Origin of the sequence: Methylobacterium aquaticum, from assembly GCF_016804325.1 — a bacterium.
Taxonomy (GTDB): domain Bacteria; phylum Pseudomonadota; class Alphaproteobacteria; order Rhizobiales; family Beijerinckiaceae; genus Methylobacterium; species Methylobacterium aquaticum_C.
On record NZ_CP043627.1, the window covers coordinates 1540106 to 1557010 of the forward strand.

Annotated in this window: 16 protein-coding genes and 1 pseudogene; 3 read left to right on the top strand and 14 right to left on the bottom strand. The window is 70.9% G+C overall.

Annotation, left to right across the window (positions count from 1 at the left end; translation table 11 throughout):
• Positions 1–20: 20 nt before the first annotated feature.
• The 6 genes from sucD to F1D61_RS06810 all read right to left on the bottom strand — a co-directional run bounded on the left by sucD (position 21) and on the right by F1D61_RS06810 (position 6209).
• Positions 21–920, bottom strand: coding sequence for a succinate--CoA ligase subunit alpha (gene sucD, locus F1D61_RS06785; protein WP_203157055.1), 900 nt, complete (start codon positions 918–920; stop codon positions 21–23).
• Between the two features lie 25 nt (positions 921–945).
• Positions 946–2115, bottom strand: a complete 1170-nt coding sequence (locus F1D61_RS06790; RefSeq protein WP_203157057.1) for a malate--CoA ligase subunit beta — start codon at positions 2113–2115, stop codon at positions 946–948.
• A gap of 129 nt (positions 2116–2244) precedes the next feature.
• Positions 2245–2871: a methenyltetrahydrofolate cyclohydrolase gene (gene fchA / locus F1D61_RS06795; protein WP_203157059.1), complete on the bottom strand. Its 627-nt coding sequence runs from the start codon at positions 2869–2871 to the stop codon at positions 2245–2247.
• Entirely contained in the window at positions 2871–3731 is an 861-nt protein-coding gene (locus F1D61_RS06800) for an NADP-dependent methylenetetrahydromethanopterin/methylenetetrahydrofolate dehydrogenase (protein WP_432443216.1), read from the bottom strand. Before F1D61_RS06800 ends, fchA begins: the two co-directional genes overlap by 1 nt.
• Positions 3732–3815: 84 nt before the next feature.
• Positions 3816–4754, bottom strand: a complete 939-nt coding sequence (locus F1D61_RS06805; protein ID WP_203157063.1) for a D-2-hydroxyacid dehydrogenase — start codon at positions 4752–4754, stop codon at positions 3816–3818.
• Between the two features lie 267 nt (positions 4755–5021).
• Positions 5022–6209, bottom strand: a complete 1188-nt coding sequence (locus F1D61_RS06810; protein WP_203157065.1) for an aminotransferase class V-fold PLP-dependent enzyme — start codon at positions 6207–6209, stop codon at positions 5022–5024.
• 496 nt (positions 6210–6705) lie between these two features.
• Here F1D61_RS06810 and F1D61_RS06815 point away from each other — a divergent pair, with 496 nt between their 5' ends.
• A complete protein-coding gene (locus F1D61_RS06815) occupies positions 6706–6972 on the top strand; it encodes a hypothetical protein (RefSeq protein WP_203157067.1) in 267 nt (88 codons plus the stop codon).
• A 90-nt stretch (positions 6973–7062) separates the two neighbouring features.
• Complete coding sequence (locus tag F1D61_RS06820; RefSeq protein WP_203157069.1) at positions 7063–7353, top strand: hypothetical protein; 291 nt, start codon at positions 7063–7065, stop codon at positions 7351–7353.
• Between the two features lie 34 nt (positions 7354–7387).
• Here F1D61_RS06820 and F1D61_RS06825 read toward each other — a convergent pair whose 3' ends face one another.
• The 6 genes and pseudogenes from F1D61_RS06825 to F1D61_RS06850 all read right to left on the bottom strand — a co-directional run bounded on the left by F1D61_RS06825 (position 7388) and on the right by F1D61_RS06850 (position 13417).
• Positions 7388–8176 (bottom strand): ATP12 family chaperone protein, encoded by a 789-nt coding sequence (locus F1D61_RS06825; RefSeq protein WP_203157071.1) that lies wholly within the window; start codon positions 8174–8176, stop codon positions 7388–7390.
• Positions 8177–8219: 43 nt separating this feature from the next.
• A complete protein-coding gene (locus tag F1D61_RS06830) occupies positions 8220–8882 on the bottom strand; it encodes an HAD-IA family hydrolase (protein WP_203157073.1) in 663 nt (220 codons plus the stop codon).
• Positions 8883–8931: 49 nt separating this feature from the next.
• Positions 8932–9321 carry a hypothetical protein gene (locus tag F1D61_RS06835; RefSeq protein WP_203157075.1) on the bottom strand — a complete coding sequence of 130 codons (390 nt, stop codon included), beginning with the start codon at positions 9319–9321 and terminating at the stop codon, positions 8932–8934.
• Positions 9322–9561: 240 nt separating this feature from the next.
• A pseudogene (locus F1D61_RS06840) lies at positions 9562–11086 on the bottom strand (RluA family pseudouridine synthase).
• Positions 11087–11165: 79 nt separating this feature from the next.
• Positions 11166–11996 carry a ParA family protein gene (locus F1D61_RS06845; protein ID WP_203157077.1) on the bottom strand — a complete coding sequence of 277 codons (831 nt, stop codon included), beginning with the start codon at positions 11994–11996 and terminating at the stop codon, positions 11166–11168.
• A 104-nt stretch (positions 11997–12100) separates the two neighbouring features.
• Positions 12101–13417 (bottom strand): replication-associated recombination protein A, encoded by a 1317-nt coding sequence (locus F1D61_RS06850; protein WP_203157079.1) that lies wholly within the window; start codon positions 13415–13417, stop codon positions 12101–12103.
• Positions 13418–13572: 155 nt separating this feature from the next.
• On the opposite strand from F1D61_RS06850, the gene F1D61_RS06855 reads away from it, so the two are divergent.
• Positions 13573–14622 (top strand): hypothetical protein, encoded by a 1050-nt coding sequence (locus F1D61_RS06855; RefSeq protein ID WP_203157081.1) that lies wholly within the window; start codon positions 13573–13575, stop codon positions 14620–14622.
• A gap of 232 nt (positions 14623–14854) precedes the next feature.
• Here F1D61_RS06855 and F1D61_RS06860 read toward each other — a convergent pair whose 3' ends face one another.
• Positions 14855–15493: a class I SAM-dependent methyltransferase gene (locus F1D61_RS06860; RefSeq protein ID WP_432443293.1), complete on the bottom strand. Its 639-nt coding sequence runs from the start codon at positions 15491–15493 to the stop codon at positions 14855–14857.
• A 214-nt stretch (positions 15494–15707) separates the two neighbouring features.
• Positions 15708–16883, bottom strand: coding sequence for a molecular chaperone DnaJ (gene dnaJ, locus F1D61_RS06865; protein WP_203157084.1), 1176 nt, complete (start codon positions 16881–16883; stop codon positions 15708–15710).
• Positions 16884–16905 lie beyond the last annotated feature (22 nt).

The following is a 16905-nucleotide window of genomic DNA, read 5'->3' on the forward strand; positions in this document are numbered from 1 at the left end:
CAAGGGGGAGGGAGGGAGCATCACGCCGCCTTGCGGTGCCCGGACATCACCTGCGCCATGGTCGTCCCGAACGCGCCCGGGCTCGGGGCGACGGTGAGGCCGTAGGAGCGCATGATCTCGGCCTTCTCCCCGGCGCTGTCGCCGGCCGCCGAGATGATGGCGCCGGCATGCCCCATCTTGCGGCCCTTGGGCGCCGTGAGCCCGGCGACGAAGCCGACCACCGGCTTCTTCATGTTCTGCTGGATCCAGGCCGCGGCCTCGGCCTCCTGCGGGCCGCCGATCTCGCCGATCATCAGCACCGCATCGGTGTCCGGGTCCTCCTCGAACAGGGCGAGGTGGTCGAGGAACGACGAGCCGTTGATCGGGTCGCCGCCGATACCGACCGAGGTCGAGATGCCAAGGCCCACCGCCTTCATCTGCGCGGCGGCCTCGTAGCCGAGGGTCCCGGAGCGGGAGATCACACCGATATTGCCCTTGAGGTAGATGTGACCGGGCATGATGCCGAGCATCGACTTGCCGGGCGAGATGATGCCGGCGCAGTTCGGCCCGACCACCATCGGCCGGCGCTCCTTCGGGTAGCGGCGCAGGTAGCGCTTCACCCGCATCATGTCCTGGGCCGGGATGCCGTCGGTGATCGAGCAGATCAGACGGATGCCGGCATCCGCCGCCTCCATGATGGCGTCGGCGGCGAAGGGCGGCGCCACGAAGGTGATGCTCGCCTCCGCGCCCGTCTCCTGCACCGCCTGGCGCACGGTATCGAAGACCGGCACGCCGTGCTCGGTGCGGCCGCCCTTACCCGGGGTGACGCCGCCGACGACGTTGGAGCCGTACTCGATCATCTCGCGGGCGTGGAAGCTGCCCTTGTCCCCGGTGATGCCCTGGACCAGGATCCGGGTCTTCTCGTCGATCAGGATGCTCATCGGACGCTTCTCCTCGGCTCTCGGCTCAGTTCTTGGTGCGGATGGCGGCCACCGCCTTCTCGGCGGCCTCCGTCAGGGTGTCGGCGGTGATGAGGTCGAGGCCGCTCTTCTCCAGGATCGCCTTGCCGGCCTCGACGTTGGTGCCGGCGAGCCGGACCACGAGGGGCACGCCGATCTTCACCTCGCGGGCGGCCTGGACGACGCCCTCGGCGATCCAGTCGCAGCGGTTGATGCCGGCGAAGATGTTGACCAGGATCGCCCGCACGTTCGGATCGGACAGGACGAGGCGGAAGGCGGTGGCCACACGCTGCGGCGAGGCGCCGCCGCCGACATCGAGGAAGTTCGCCGGCTCGCCGCCGGCATGCTTGATCATGTCCATGGTCGCCATGGCGAGGCCGGCGCCGTTGACGATGCAGCCGATCTCGCCGTCGAGACCAATGTAGTTCAGGTTGTGCTCGGCGGCCTGGGCCTCGCGCGGGTCGCTCTGCGACGGGTCGTGCATGTCGGCGATGTTGCGGCGCCGGAACAGCGCGTTGTCGTCGAACGACATCTTGGCGTCGAGCGCCAGCACCCGGTCGTCGCGGGTCACGACCAGCGGGTTGATCTCCAGCATGACCGCGTCGCAATCGCGGAACGCCCGGTAGGCGCTCATGATCGTCTTCACGGCGGCGCCGACCTGCTTGATGGTCAGGCCGAGCTGGAAGGCGAGTTCCCGCGCCTCGAAGGGCTGGAGGCCGACCGCCGGCTCGACCACGACCTGCAGCAGCGCATCGGGATCGGTCGCGGCGATCTCCTCGATGTCCATGCCGCCGGCCTTCGAGGCCACGACCCGCACCCGCTCCACCTTCCGGTCGAGGACGATGCCGAGATACAGCTCGCGCTCGAACGGGTCGGCGGTCTCGATGTAGACCCGCTGCACCGGCTTGCCCTCGGGGCCGGTCTGGTGCGTGACGAGGCGGCGGCCGAGCAGGTCGTTGGCGGCGTCGCGGACCTCGTGGGTGGTGCGGCAGAGGCGGATGCCGCCGGCCTTGCCGCGGGCGCCGGCATGGATCTGCGCCTTCACCGCCCAGTGGGCGCCGCCCAGCTCGGTGGCGGCATAGACCGCCTGGTCGGGGCTGAAGGCGACGGCACCCTTCGGGATCGGCACGCCGAAGCTCGCGAGCAGTTCCTTGGCCTGGTACTCATGCACGTCCATGGCGTCCTCCTGTCGTTTTCGGGCAAAGGCTTCCCGTTCCGGGCGCGAGGGGTCCCTCGCGCCCGGCTGCAAAAGCGCGGTTGCGTTGCTTCGATTGATCGCCCGGATGCTGATCCAGGCGCGCCGACCTTAGGTCAGCTTCGACTTCACCAGCCCGTAGACCCGCTCGGTCAGGGCATCGGCGCCGTCCAGCGCCCGGGCGAGGTCGGCGAGACGGCCTTCCGCGAAGGTCCGGTCCTCGATCGCCTTGGCGTTGACGTAGACGTTGAGGGCGGCGCTGCGCAGGCCGGCCTGGGCCGCCAGCACGGCGACGCCGGCATCGCTGACCACGTTGAGGTTGCCGCGCTCGGCGACTCCCTCGCACAGGTCGATCACCGCCCGGCAGGCCTTGGCGCAGGCGAGCGGCACGTCGGTGGCGAGCCGAAGCGCGTCCTGGATGGCGGCGGCGCGGGCCGCCTTCTCGTCGTCGCTCGCCTTCGGCAGGCCGTAGGCGCCCATCACCGCGTCGAACGCCGTCACGTCCTCGGCGATCATGCCGGTGAGCTGCGCGCGGAGCGCTTCGGCGCGGTCGCGGGTCGCGATCATCTCGGCCTCGACCTCGGCATACTTCTTCTTGCCGATGGTGAGGTTGCAGACCATCGAGACCAGGGCGGCCCCCATGGCGCCGGAGATCGCCGCGGCACCGCCGCCGCCGGGGGTCGGGCGCTCGCTGGCGAGGGCGTCGAGGAAGCCCGGGATCGTGTCCTCGTTCGCCATCACGCCATCTCTTTCGCGAGCGCGTAGATCTCTTCCGCGTCGAGGACCAGCTCGCTGCTCTCGAACAGCTTGGCGACGCAGGCCCGGTGCAGCTTGAGCTTCAGGCCGCCGATGCCGAGCGCGCCGAACACCACCTTGCCGTGGCGCTCCTTGCCCTTGTCGGTGGCCTCGATCCCGCCGAAGCCGAGCGGCGGCTGGGCGTTGTAGTCGCCCAGGAAGGCGAGGTCCTTCGCGCCGCTCCACTGCGCCTCGGAGGCGAGTTCGAGCCCGATGGCGCCGGCGGCGAAGGCCACCTCGGCCTCGGCCAGAGCCGCGCCGCGGGATTCGGCATCCGCCGTCTCGATCGCCCGGATCTCGACCTTGAAGCGGGTCTCGATGGTCTTGGCGGCCTCCTGCGCCTTGGCGAGGTTGCGCCCGGCGAGCGTCACGGTGGCGCCCTCCTTGGCCAGGAGCGCCGCCGAGCGCATGCCGACCGGGCCGGTGCCGGCGAGGACCAGGGCGCGCTTGCCCTGGAGCGAGCCCGCCGCCTTGGCGACCAACGCCACGCCGGCCGCCGCCGTGGTGTTCGAGCCGTTGGAGTCGAGCATGCACGACACCCGGAACGGGCCGAAGAAGCGCTTGCGCACCGCCTTGAACACCGCCTCGCCGGCCGCCATGCTGCCGCCGCCGACGAAGATCGCGGTCGATTTCTTCTCCGAGCCGCCGCGGGTGTAGATCGTGCCGTCGACCAGAGCCCCGACATTCTCGGGAGTCACGTTGGGGTAGCCGGTGATGACGTCGGCGCCGCCGTCGTAGCCCACCACCACGTCGAACACGCTGGGCATCGGGTCGGTGTCGAATTGGAACAGAAGCTTCTTCATCGTCATCCTTTCCGCCGCGGGCGTCTCAGGCCGGCGCGGGGCAATCCATTGGGTCGCGAGAGCGGGTTAGCGGTCCGTCCCGCCCTACTCCACCACGTTCTGCGGCCGGCCGGCCACGAAGGCCTCGATGTTGTCGACGAGCTGGTCGGCCAGGATCTGCATGGCCTGTTTGCTCGCCCAGGCGACGTGGGGGGTGATGATGAGGTTCGGCAGGTCGAGGGCGAGCAGCGGGTTGTCGTCCCGCGGCGGCTCCGAGGTCAGAACGTCGAAGCCGGCGCCGCCGATCGTGCCGGCGGTCAGGGCCTCGGCGAGCGCCGCCTCGTCGACGAGGCCGCCGCGGGCGGTGTTGATCAGGATCGCGTCGCGTTTCATCCGCGCCAGCTCGTCCCGCCCGATCATGTTGCGGGTCTCAGGGGTCAGCGGCGCGTGGAGCGTGATGACGTCGCTCTCGCGGATGATCGTGTCGAGGTCGACGAGGCCCGGTTGGGGCATCACGTCGTAGGCGAGCACCCGCATGCCGAGCGCCTCGGCGCGCTGGCCGATCGACTTGCCGAGCGCGCCGTAGCCGACGATGCCGAGCGTCGAGCCGGCGACATCGCGGATCGGGTAATCGAAGTAGCAGAAGTGCCGCGCCTTGCCCCAGTCGCCGCGACGGACCGAGTTGGTGTAGGGCACGATCGCCCGCCGCAGGGCGAAGATCAGCCCGATCACGTGCTCCGGCACGGTGTTGAAGGCGTAGTTGCGGATGTTGACGACCGTGATGCCGCGGGACTTGGCGAAGGTCTTGTCGACCACGTCGGTGCCGGTCGCCGCGACCGCGATGAGCTTCAGGTCCGGCAGCTGGGCGAGGGTCTCCTCGCGCATCGGCACCTTGTTGATGATGGCGATCTGGGCGCCCTTCAGCCGCGCCACGATCTCGTCGGGCGCCGTCACCGCGTGCTCGACATAGTCATGCGGGAAGCTCGGGGGCCGCACGGTCGCATCCAGGGTCTCGCGGTCGAGAAAGACGATGCGGTGGGACATGTCTCGGGCGCCTCCGGCGGATTTTTGACAAGCTCCCGCTCTTGGGGCGGGCGGGATGGATCAGAATGGCATGCCGGGCCGGGTCCCGGCAGCCGGGTCTTAGGCGCAGAGCGCTTCCCCTCCCCAGGCGATCCCGGGCTTGCCCGGTATCGCTTCAAGGTGTGGGGAGGGGCTATGGGTGGGGGTGGTGCAGGATCGAGTGCCGAGCCTTACGCGGCACCACCCCCACCCCTGCCCCCTCCCCACAAGGGGGAGGGGAAAGTGCCTTTACCCCTCGCGGGTGTTCCGGAAGTGCTCGGTCGCCGCGGCGACACCGCTGCCGGGGGTGATGCGGATGCCGGCATCCTGCATCGCCATCTCGACGCCGGCGAGCGCGCCGAGCAGCATCAGCTCGTTGAGGTCGCCGATATGGCCGATGCGGAAGAGCTTGCCCGCCACCTGCGACAGGCCGGCACCCAGCGCGAGGTTGTAGCGGCGATAGGCGATGTCGATGACCTCGGCACCGTTGATCCCCTCCGGCACCATCACGGCGCTGACCGTGTGGGAGTGCCACTTGGGCTCACGCGCGCAGAGCGTCAGGCCCCAGGCCTGCACCGCCGCGCGGGTGCCGTCGGCGAGCCGGCGGTGGCGGGCGAAGATGTTCTCCAGCCCCTCGTCCTCGACGCAACGCAGGGCCTCGCGCAGGCCGTAGAGCATCGGCAGGGCCGGCGTGTAGGGGAAGTAGCCGGTGGCGTTGTTCCGCGCCTGGTCGGCGAAGTCGAAATAGACCCGGCGGCATTCGGCGGTCTTGGCGGCTTCCAGCGCCCGCTTGCTGACGCAGACGATGCCGAGGCCGGCCGGCAGCATCAGGCCCTTCTGCGAACCGGTGATGGCGCAGTCGACCCGCCACTCCTCGGCCCGGAAGTCGATGCTGCCGATCGACGAGACGCCGTCGACGTAGAGCATCGCCGGGTGGTTCGCCGCGTCGATCGCCTTGCGGACCGCGCCGATATCGGAGGTGACGCCGGTGGTGGTCTCGTTGTGGACGACGAGGACCGCCTTGATCCGGTGCTCACGGTCGGCGCGCAGGGCCTCCTCGATCCGGTCGGGATTGGCGCCGGTGCCCCATTCCTCCTCCTGGACCTCGACGTCGAGGCCGACCCGGCGGGCGAGGTCGATCCACAGCGTGCTGAACTGGCCGTAGCGCGGGGCCAGGACCCGGTCGCCGGGCGAGAGGGTGTTGGTGAGCGCCGCTTCCCAGGCACCGGTGCCGGTCGAGGGGAAGAGGAAGATCTGGCCCTCGCGGGACTTGAAGACCTTCTTGGTCTCCTCGAACAGCGGCAGGGTCAGCTCGGGGAAGGCCGAGGAGCGATGGTCCTCGGACGGCACGATCATCGCGCGCTGGACCCGATCCGGGATGTTGGTCGGACCCGGAACGAAGAGGAAGTTGCGTCCCGGACGTCTCGATCCAGCCATGGTGTCTCCTCCGCCCCTTACGGGCTGAACAACCCGGACGTTGCCCGTCCGGTCTCGTGAATTCGGGTGCGCGCCGCCGGCATGGTGCCGGCTCGGATCGACGCGGGCGCGGTGACCGAGGGATAGGCGGGCCGTGGCCGCCGGCCACCCCGGGTCGCCGTGTCGAGGAAGACTATGGGGGCCCGCGTGCTCCAAGGAAAACTGAAAAAACTGAGACCCATCTTCAAAATTTTCAAATGCCGCCCAACAGCTTGGCCTAAAGGGGTAGGCCGCCACACTTTTTGCGGCACGGACCAATCGAGGCTAGGCCGTATCGGCAGTATTGCATAGAAAAGTCGCAAATCTTATCGAATGTGATCAGCGGTTCGAGTCCCCGGGGATATGCATCGGCCCCAAGATGCAACGGGTCGGACCAGGGGGGAGACCAACCATGATTGCGAGCAGCGTGGGCCCAGAGTCCACACGTGGAGAGGTCGTCCGGCCTCGGCCGCGGACGGTGCGCCGCTGGCCGACCTACAACCTCTTCCGCCGGCACGCGGAGCCGGACCTCGTCTGCGCAGTGCCGAACGACTTTCCGGTACCGGCCTTCGTCACCGGCGAAGCCTGGACCTATGCCGGCCGCATCGAGGCCCCGTCCGAGGCGCCGCCCGGCTTCTCGGCCGAGATCGCCGAGCGCGGTGCCGAGACCCGCGGATTCCACCTGTTCCACCAGCTGCCGGCGGCAACGACGAGTCCCGGGGAAGGCTGGCGCGCCGCCGGATAAGCTTTTTTTTCGAGAACCGGGACCGGGGTCTGCGCATTGTCCAGCCAAGACACGATTTGGCAAGACCTGCCCCGCACCGGAGACCTCGATATGCTGCTCAAGACCATCGTCGCGGCCGGCCTCGTTCTGGCCGGCTCCGCTGCTGCCCGCGCCGAGGGCACCAACCTGGATCAGGCCGGCATCCCGGCCCTCGACGTTCCGGGCTTCTCCACGAGCGTGCCCGCCGGCATGACGCTCTTCGCCGCCCTGCCCCAGATGGCGCCGGGTGCCGAGGTGAACGTGCGCGGCATCGACACGAGCGGCCTCGTGGCCTTCGGTCCGACCGTGCCGTCGGCGATGGACCCGAACGCCGACATCGCCACCGGTTCGGTCAAGAAGTGAATCTGCGAGGCCGGGGCGTTCGCGCCCCGGCCCTCTATTGGCTGAGCGCCGCCACCCGCGCGGCGGCCTCGAACTCCGCCTGCCGCCGGGCAAGGCGCTCGTCGGCCTCCGCGTCCCTGCCCCAGACCTCGGCCTGGAAAGTCTCGTCGACATGGGCGGCGGACCAGCCCTCCCGGGGCGTGAGCCGGCCGTGGAGGACGGCGAGGGCGATCAGCACCGAGCCGGTCAGGGTGGTCATCGAGTGCAGCCCCGCGAGCGCGGTCGGGCTCCCCACCGCCTCGATGGCGCGGCGGATGGCGGCCAGCGACTCCGCCGGCTGGGTGACGTGCATCACCCCTTCGCTCAAGATGAACCGCGCACCCAAGCTCTCGCGGGCCCAGTCGAGCACCGGATCCCAGGACGCGGCCTGCGCCGCCACGAGGCGGGCGGGATCGCCGGCCCGATAGACGACGAGATCGGTCCCCGCATAGGCCGCGAGGTCGTCGACCACCGCCTCGCGCCGCTCGGCCACCCCGTCGAGGGCCGAGTTGACGAGGCGGGTCAGCGGCATCCGGGCCGGATCGATGAACTCGTCCTGCGCCCCCCATTCCTCGGCCAGGGCCTCGGCCAAAGCCGCCTGCGGCACCGCGAGGTAGCGGCGGGCGGGGGTGCGGGCCGGGCGGCCGTCGAGGACGAGGCGGTAGCCGTCCTCGGACGAGGCGATTCCGGCCTCCTTGTAGAAGCGCTTCGGCAGCGCGGGCTTCGCCGATTGGCGGGCGGCGCGGACCGGATCGGGCGTCCCCTCCGGGTCTCCGAGCCAGTCGCGGGTCACGTCGTTGGTCATGAGGGGAAGATAGGGCTCCGGGGCCTGCGTTGCGAGACGGCGATCAGGCGGCCGCGATCCGCCCGGACAGGACGGCGTCGAGTTCGGAGAAATCCTCCATCACCGCGTGGGCGCCGGCGGCCCGCAACGCCTCGGGCGCGTGGTAGCCCCAGGCGACGCCGAGCGCCGTGACTTCCGCGCCGCGCGCCATCACCATGTCGTAGGTGGAATCGCCGATCATCACCGTCCGGCCCGGCGCGGCACCGGTCTCGGCCATCGCCTGTTCCAGCATCGCCGGATGCGGCTTCGACGGGGCGTCGTCGGCGGTCTGCACGGTGGCAAACCAGCCCTCCCAGCCGTGGACGGCGACGAGGTGGTCGACCCCGCGGCGGGACTTGCCGGTGGCGATGCCGAGCTGCACCGCCGGGGCGCGGCGGAGCCGGGCCAGGAGGTCGGCGGCGCCGGGAAACAGCGATTCGCGGATCTCGGCCCGGGCGCGCAACCGGCCGAAGGCCTGCTTGTAAGCCTCCGACAGGGCCAGGACCGGCCCGTCCGCGCCGACGAGCGCCGTGAAGGCCTGCGGCAGCGACAACCCGACCACCGACAGCGAGCGCTCCCGGGTCGGCGCCGGCAATCCGACCTCCGCGAAGGCCTCGGCTTGCGCCGCCACGATCAGGTGCTGGCTGTCGACGAGGGTGCCGTCGACGTCGAAGACGATCAGGATCATGGTCAGGTCGGGCCGCCTCGCTGTCGCGCCGGGGGCGGCCCGCCGCCGGTCAGGGCTTGGCGCGGGCCGGCTGGCCCGGCTGGATCCGCTCATAGCCCAGGCGGCAGCGGATCAGGAAGCGTCGCCGCGCGCCGCCATGCAGGTTGCGCCGCTGCGAGGCGCGATTGCAGGCGGCGTAGCTCGGACGGCGGCGCCGGTGCGTCGTGGTCCGCTCGGGATTCGACGGGCGCGCCCCCGGCGCCGTGCCCTCCGCGGGGGCCGCGCGCCCGTCTTGCTGGCGTGCATCCGGCCGGGTCGCCGCGGCCTTGCCGTCCGGCCGCACCGCAGGGGCCGCAGGGGCAGCCGGTGCCGGCGCGGTGGGAGCGGGCTGGGCCTGCGCCGTCCCGGCGAAGGCGAGGAATCCGATCAGGCCGAGGCTGGCGAGCGCGGCGGGTCTCATCTGGCTTGTCTCACTCCCGGATGGGGCCGCTGGAGCACTCTTCGACGCCGTGGCGACCGGTCCGTCGGAAGAAAATGCGGCACAATCGAAAACCTGGATCGGCATCCCCTCGCAACGCGATCGGACGCCGCTCCAGGCCCGCGCCGCTGCCGTGGTCGGGCCCGCCCTGAGAATAAGGCACGGGACCGTCCTGCCAAGGGTTCGATCCGACGGACCGGCCTAGGCTGGACGGCCGCGACGTCAGGCCTCCGGCGCCTCGACGATCGGGTCGTAGCGCGCGGCGTCGAAGCCGAGCAGGTTCCAGCTCTGCACCATGTGGGGCGGCAGCGGTGCCGTCACGTCGACCGGCTTGGCGGTGCGCGGATGCGGGATCACGATGCGCCGGGCGAGCAGGTGCAGGCGGTTCTGGATGCCGCCGGGCAGCTCCCAGTTCTCGATGTCGAAGTATTTCGGGTCGCCGACGAGCGGATGGCCGATATGGGCGGCATGCGCCCGCAACTGGTGGGTGCGCCCCGTCACCGGCTTCAGCGACAGCCAGGCGAGCTTCTGCCCGGCCTGGTCGACCAGCGCGTAGTAGGTCAGCGCGTGGCTCGCCCCTCGTCGCCGTGCTTGACGACCCGCATGCGGGCATCGGCATCGCCGATCTCCTCCTTGGCGAGGTAGGTCGAGATCCGGCCCTGGCGCACCTTCGGCACCCCGGCGGCCAGCGCCCAGTAGATCTTGCGCGCCGCCCGCGACCGGAAGGTCTTGGCGAGCGTCGCCGCCGCGAGCCGGGTCTTGGCGATGATGAGGCAGCCCGCCGTGTCCTTGTCGAGGCGGTGGACGAGGCGCGGCTTCTGGCCGTCCTTGTCGCGCATCGCCTCGAGCAGGCCGTCGACGTGCCGGGTGGTGCCGGAACCGCCCTGGACCGCGAGGCCGAAGGGCTTGTTGAGCACCATCATGTCCTGGTCCTCGTAGAGGATCAGGGAGCGCAGGAAGGCGAGGTCGCCCTCCGCCCGGGGGAGTTCGGGGCCGGCGGGCGCGCCTCCAGGCTCAAGGGCGGCACGCGGACGCTGGCGCCGGGCTCGACCCGGTCGGCGGCCTTGGCGCGCTTGCCGTTGACGCGCAATTCGCCCTTGCGCACCAGGCTCTGGATGCGGGTGAAGGGCAGTTGCGGGAAGCGGGCCGAGAGGAAGCGGTCGATCCGCATCCCGGCCTCGTCCGGCGTCACCTCGAGGGTCTGCACGCCGGTCGCCAGCGCCTCGGCGGTCGCCTCGCGCAGGGCCCGCCGGGTCGGGGGCCTGGAGGCCGGAGCCTTGTCCTCCGCGGGGGCGCGGCGCCGGGGGGCCTCGGCGGAGGTCCGGCGATCGTCCTGACGCTCGATCTGGCGCTCGTCACGCCGCGGCCGGGCCGGCGGGCGGCCCTCGGCCTCGCTGCGGGCCGGCCGCACAGCCGCACCCGTATCCGCCGCGCCCGCGCGCGGACGCTCGGATCTGGGCTCGGATCTGGGCCGGTCGGATTTCGGCTTGTCGGGAAGCTTGCCGGCCGGGGCGCGGGCCGGGGCCTCGCCCCGTTCCCACGGCGCGGCGTCGCTCATGTCGCGGCCGAAGGCGGCGCGGGCCGCCGGGGGAGCGCGGTTGGACACGACCAGGCCGGCGGCGCGCTCGGCGGCGTCGCGTGCGGTGTTTCGCGGTCCGGTGCGGACCCGCGGCGGGCGGCCCGAGGCGGGTCCGCCCGGGCCGGTCCGTGACCGCCCGGAACCACCGCGAGAAGGAGGCTTCGTCATGCGGCGGCTCGTAGCACCCGCGAGCCCTTCCGTCACGCCCGGCGAATCACCGCCGGCCGGTCATCGTCGGGAATTCCCGTCATCGCCAGGAGACCCCGCGTGAAAATCCCTCCTGCCTTCCATAGGACGGCTCCGCGTAATCCGCCGTGCATTCGATGCCGAAGCGCTGCACCAGGTCGTCGGCGAGCCCGAAAAAATCCTCGGCGGCGCGGGCGCCGGCGCGGTAGCGCCGCACCGGCTGGCGCCGGGCGAAGGCCTCGCTCACCGTCACGTCGGTCCGTACGCCCCGCACCATCTGGCCCGGCCCGAAGGCGGTGCGGAGCGTTCCCAGGGTCTCGCGCTCGACATTGGTGCGCAGGTCGATGCGCATCGGTGCGATGGCGAGCCCGAGGGGCGCGGCGCGGAAGCGCAGCATCGTGTCGTGATAGGAGCGGGCGAACTGGCGCACCCCCTCGAGGCCGAGGGGATCGAGGGTGGTGGGGATCACCACGCCGTCGCTCGCCATCAGCGCGCAGACCGTGAGCGCCGCCGCCGAGGGCGGCACGTCGAACAGCACCAGATCGTGCGAGCGGCGCAACGGCGCGAGCGCGGTGGCGAGGCAGCGGACATCCCCGTGCCCGAGCTGCCCGTCGAAGCTGCGGTCGGCCGGGATCACCGCGACGTTGTCCTCCTCCGTCGCCTGCGCGGCGCCGTCGAAGCCGGCCTGAGGCCGCAGCAGGGGCGCGTGGGCGTTGGACGAGCCGAGGCGCGCCGACACCCCGAATCCGAGCCCGGCATGGCCCTGGGGATCGAGGTCGATCACCAGCACCCGGTAGCCCCGGGCGCCGAGTTCGGCCGCGATGTTGACCGCGGAGGTCGTCTTGCCGGTACCGCCCTTGCAATTGGCGATGGAGAGTACTCGCGCCGTCATCCTGCGGGGCCGTGCGAGACGGGTGGATTCTGTCTCATGACCCCAGGCTGACCCAGGGGAGTGCGGCCCGTCAACAGCCAAAGGCCACGTTGTTCACACGACCGTCACGAATCGTCGCCGCTGCGCTCCCGGCGCCGCGCATCCCACCATTCCAGGCGCTCGGCGACGCGGCGCTCGAAGCCGCGGTCGGTCGGCACGTAGACGCGCTGGCGCCCGAGGCGCTCGGGCCAGTAATCCTGGCCCGAGAAGGCGTCGGGCTCGTCGTGGTCGTAGCGGTAGCCCTCGCCGTAGCCGAGCTTGCGCATCAGCTTGGTCGGCGCGTTGAGGATGGTGCGGGGCGGCGGCAGCGAGCCGTGCTCCTTGGCGAGACGCGTCGCGGCCTTGTAGGCGGTGTAGACCGCGTTCGATTTCGGCGCCGTCGCGAGGTAGACCGCGGCCTGCGCCAGCGCCAGCTCGCCCTCCGGCGAGCCGAGGAAGTCGAAGGCGTCCTTGGCGGCGTTCGCCACCACCAGGGCCTGGGGATCGGCGAGCCCGATATCCTCCACCGCCATCCGCACCAGCCGGCGGGCGATGAACAGCCGGTCCTCGCCGGCATCGAGCATCCGGCAGAGATAGTACAGGGCGGCGTCCGGGTCCGAGCCGCGGACCGTCTTGTGCAGCGCGGAGATCAGGTTGTAGTGGCCCTCCTGCGCCTTGTCGTAGACGGGGGCCCGGCGCTGGATCAGTTCCTGCAGCAGGGCGGCGTCCAGGGTCTCGTCGGGTCCCACCGAGCGCCAGACCTCCTCGGCCAGGGTCAGCGCCGCCCGCCCGTCGCCGTCGGCCATCCGCACCAGCACCGCGCGGGCCTCCCCGTCGAGAGGCAGCGCCCGGCCGGTCACGGTCTCGGCCCGGTCGAGGAGCTTGGCGATCGCCGCCTCGTCGAGGGCGCGGAACACCAGCAACCGGGCCCGGGACAGGAGCGCGGCATTCAGCTCGAAGGACGGGTTCTCGGTCGTGGCGCCGACGAGCGTGACGGTGCCGTCCTCCACCACCGGCAGGAAGGCGTCGAGCTGCGCCCGGTTGAAGCGGTGGATCTCGTCGACGAAGAGCAGCGTGCCGCGGCCCGCCGCCCGCCGGGCCCGGGCCGCCTCGAACACCTTTCTCAGTTCGGCGACACCGGAGAAGATCGCCGAGATCTGCTCGAAATGCAGGTCGGTCTCGCCGGCGAGCAGCCGCGCCACCGTGGTCTTGCCGGTGCCGGGCGGGCCCCACAGGATCAGCGAGCCGAGGTTGCGCCCGCGCAGGAGCCGGGTCAGCGCACCCCCCTCCCCGGTCAGGTGCTCCTGCCCGACAACCTCGGCGAGGCTAGTCGGCCGCAACAGGTCGGCGAGGGGACGGGGAGCGTCGCGGTCGAGGCCGGCGGAGGCGAACAGGTCGGACATGGCCGCATCAAGACCGGCCGGGCGCGACGCCGCAAGGGCCTCCCGCCCGCTGCCCACCGCATCGAGGATGATCCCGCCCGCCGGAACTGCTAGGCTGGCCGCGCGGTTTCGGGGCGCGACCTTGCCGCGACGCCGTCTTCAGCCTAGCAAGCAGCATGCGATTCAACTTCAACGTCGTCGGCCCGGCGAGCTTCGAGCTCTGGATCGCCCCCGACGACATGCGCCGCACGCCCCGCATCCGCGTGGTCATGGACAGGGCGCGAGAGACCGTGATCGAGGCCTGGGTTCATTACCCGCAGCTGAAGGAGTTCGGCTGGCACGCCCACGGCATCTGCGGCTTCAAGCTCGACGGCCAGAGCTGCCCCGGCCTGGACCAGGCCGCGCGCTACGACATCTTCGATGCCGACACCAACATCCTGCTCTACCGGCACGGCAGCGACGCCGCCCATCGCCCGGCCCGCGTCCTCGCCCTCGACTACACGATCCACCAGGACAACGCCGCCCGCGACATGCTCTTCCCGGAATTCGCGATGGCGTATTTCGGGATCCACGACATCCACTACGACCTGTTGCGCTGCATCATCGACATCAAGTACAGCGACTCGCTGCTGCTGCAGGGCAGCGTACTTCTGAAGCGCTACGAGGACGTGATCCAGGCGGGCGACTACGTGAAGACGATCCTGGTCGTCGATCCGTACGTGGAGCTGGCCAAGCGCATCCTGTACCTGCGCCGGATGGCGGAGATCGGCAAGGACCCGGTGCAGAGCTGGCGCGTCGATCACCTGCAGGCCCCGTGCGCCTTCGCGGCCGGCCTCGATCTCGGCAGCGTCTCGGCGCTCCGCAAGGGTTTCGACCGGATCGACCTGGAGACGTTTTCCTGGCTGGAGAACCCGCTGACCCGCGACCTCTCCTGCGGCTTTCCCGGCGAGCCGATGAAGCCGGGCCACTGGACGCTGGCGATCGACGCGCTGTCGCGCTTCCACGTCATCGGCCACCAGCATTTCTGGGGCGCCTACACGGCGATGCTGGCCGACGTGCTCCAGCTCCAGGGCCCGGCCGTGCCGGAGCGCCGGGTGCCCGAGCCGGTGCTGGAACTGGCCGAGACCCTGAGCCGGGTGAAGAACACGCTGGGGCTGGTCGAGATGGACATCAACCTCAGCGACAAGGTCTACACCATCATCGAGAACCAGTGGGAGAAGGCGTAGAGCGGGCCGGATTATACCGAAGTCGTTCGTCTTCGTTCGAGAACACCCTCAGTGTCATCCCGGGGCCGCGTAGCGGAACCCGGGATCCATAACCGCTGACGGTGCAGGACAAAGTGGGCGCGTTCCGCTTCATCCTGAACGATCAGCGGTTATGGATCCCGGGTTCTCGGCTTCGCCGAGCCCCGGGATGACGTCGAGACTGTCAATTCGGTCGGAACGCTCGAACAGCCCCTCAGGGCCGGCGATACACCCACACCCGCGCCGGCGGCAGGTTCAGCCAGACCTTGTTCGAGCGGCTGGCGGTGTAGGTCGTGGACTTGGCCGGGATCGGCGGCACCACCGCGTAGGTGAACTGCACGAAGGGCGCATCCGCGTGCATCAGGTCGTGCGCCGCGGTCAGCAGGTCGAGGCGCTGCTCCAGCGGCTTGGTGAAGAGCGGCAGGCTCGAGATCGTGGCGCAGGCCGGCTCGGCGACCACGCCCTCCAGGGTGGCGCGGATGTCGTAGGCGTCGCCCTGCAGCACCGTCGCCTTCGGGAAGCGCCGGCGCAGCAGCTTGCAGAAATCCGGGTTGTACTCGACGAGGACCAGGCGCTCCGGGGCGATGCCGCGGCGCACCAGGGCGTCGGTCACCGGACCTGTGCCCGGCCCGAGCTCGATCACCGGCCCGGCGAGGCGCGGATCGACGTAGGAGGCCATGGTGCGGGCGAGCATCCGACCCGACGGCGTCACGGCGCCGGTGACCAGGGGCCGCTCGAACCAGGAGCGCAGGAACCGCGCCTCGTCCTCCAGGATGTCGCGCTTCTTCTGGGGCTTCGGGTGAGGCAGCGGGCTCGAGACCGCGGCGGCTTTGGCCCTGGATCGGTGAGGCAAAGGCAAGACCGAAGACCCTTGAACACGCGAAAAACGAAGTCGGGACACGGCTGTCGTCCATAGGCGCGCCGCCGTCAAGCCTGACGCATTCGGAACGCCCGGCGAACCACACAATCTCGCCCGCGCGGGAGAACGCGCAACGGCTGCACCGGTTCGCCGGCCTCATCCGTCGGGCCGGGGCCAGAACCGTGGCCCCGACCCGCCGCCTCGACGGTCAGGCGCGGCCGGAGCCGCTGAGCCCGTCGAAGAACTCTTTCACCCGGGAGAAGAAGCCGGCGCTCTCGGGGTGGTTGTCGGCCTGGGTGCCGTGGGTGTCGAATTCCTGCAGGAGCTCGCGCTGACGCTTGGTGAGGTTCTGCGGCGTCTCGACGAAGACCTGGATGTAGAGGTCGCCGACGTCGCGCGAGCGCAGGACCGGCATGCCCTTGCCCTTGAGGCGGAACTGCTTGTTGGTCTGGGTGCCGGCCGGGACCCGGACCGAGGTGTGCGAGCCGTCGATCACCGGCACGGTGATCTCGCCCGAGAGGGCCGCCGTCACCATCGAGATCGGCACGCGGCAGAACAGGTCGGCCCCGTCGCGCTGGAAGAACGGGTGCGGCTTGATCGACAGGAAGATGTAGAGGTCGCCCGCCGGCCCGCCGCGCAGGCCGGATTCGCCCTCGCCGGCCAGGCGGATGCGCAGGCCGTCGTCGACGCCCGCCGGGACGTTGATCGAGAGCGTGCGCTCGCGGGTGACGCGGCCGGCGCCCGAGCAGGCCGGGCACGGATCCTCGATGATCTCGCCGCGGCCGTGGCAGGCCGGGCAGGTGCGCTCGATGGCGAAGAACCCTTGCGCCGCGCGCACCCGGCCGTAGCCGGCGCAGGTCGGGCAGGTCTTGGGCTTCGAGCCGGCCTTGGCGCCCGAGCCGGCGCAGACCTCGCAGGTGACCGAGGTCGGCATCTTGATCGTCTCGGTCTTGCCGGTGAAGGCCTCCTCGAGGCTGATCTCGAGGTTGTAGCGCAGGTCGGCCCCGCGCTCGCGGCCGCCGCCCGGACGCCCGCCCTGGCCACCGCCGGGGCGCCCGCCGCCGGGACCGCCGCGGGCGTCGCCGAAGAAGGTATCGAAGATGTCCGACATGAAGTCGCCGAACTCGTTGCCGAATCCGGGACCGCCCTGCCCGCCCTGCGAGAAGGCGGCGTGGCCGAACCGGTCGTAGGCGGCGCGCTTCTGCCCGTCGGACAGGCACTGATAGGCCTCGTTGAGCTCCTTGAACTTGAGCTCGGCCTCCTTGTCGCCGGGGTTGCGATCGGGGTGGTAGACCATCGCCAGCTTGCGGAAGGCCGACTTCATCTCACCGTCGGTCGCGGTGCGGGCGACGCCCAGCACCTCGTAATAGTCGCGCTTCGACATTCCTGTCCCCGGCCCCGCCGTA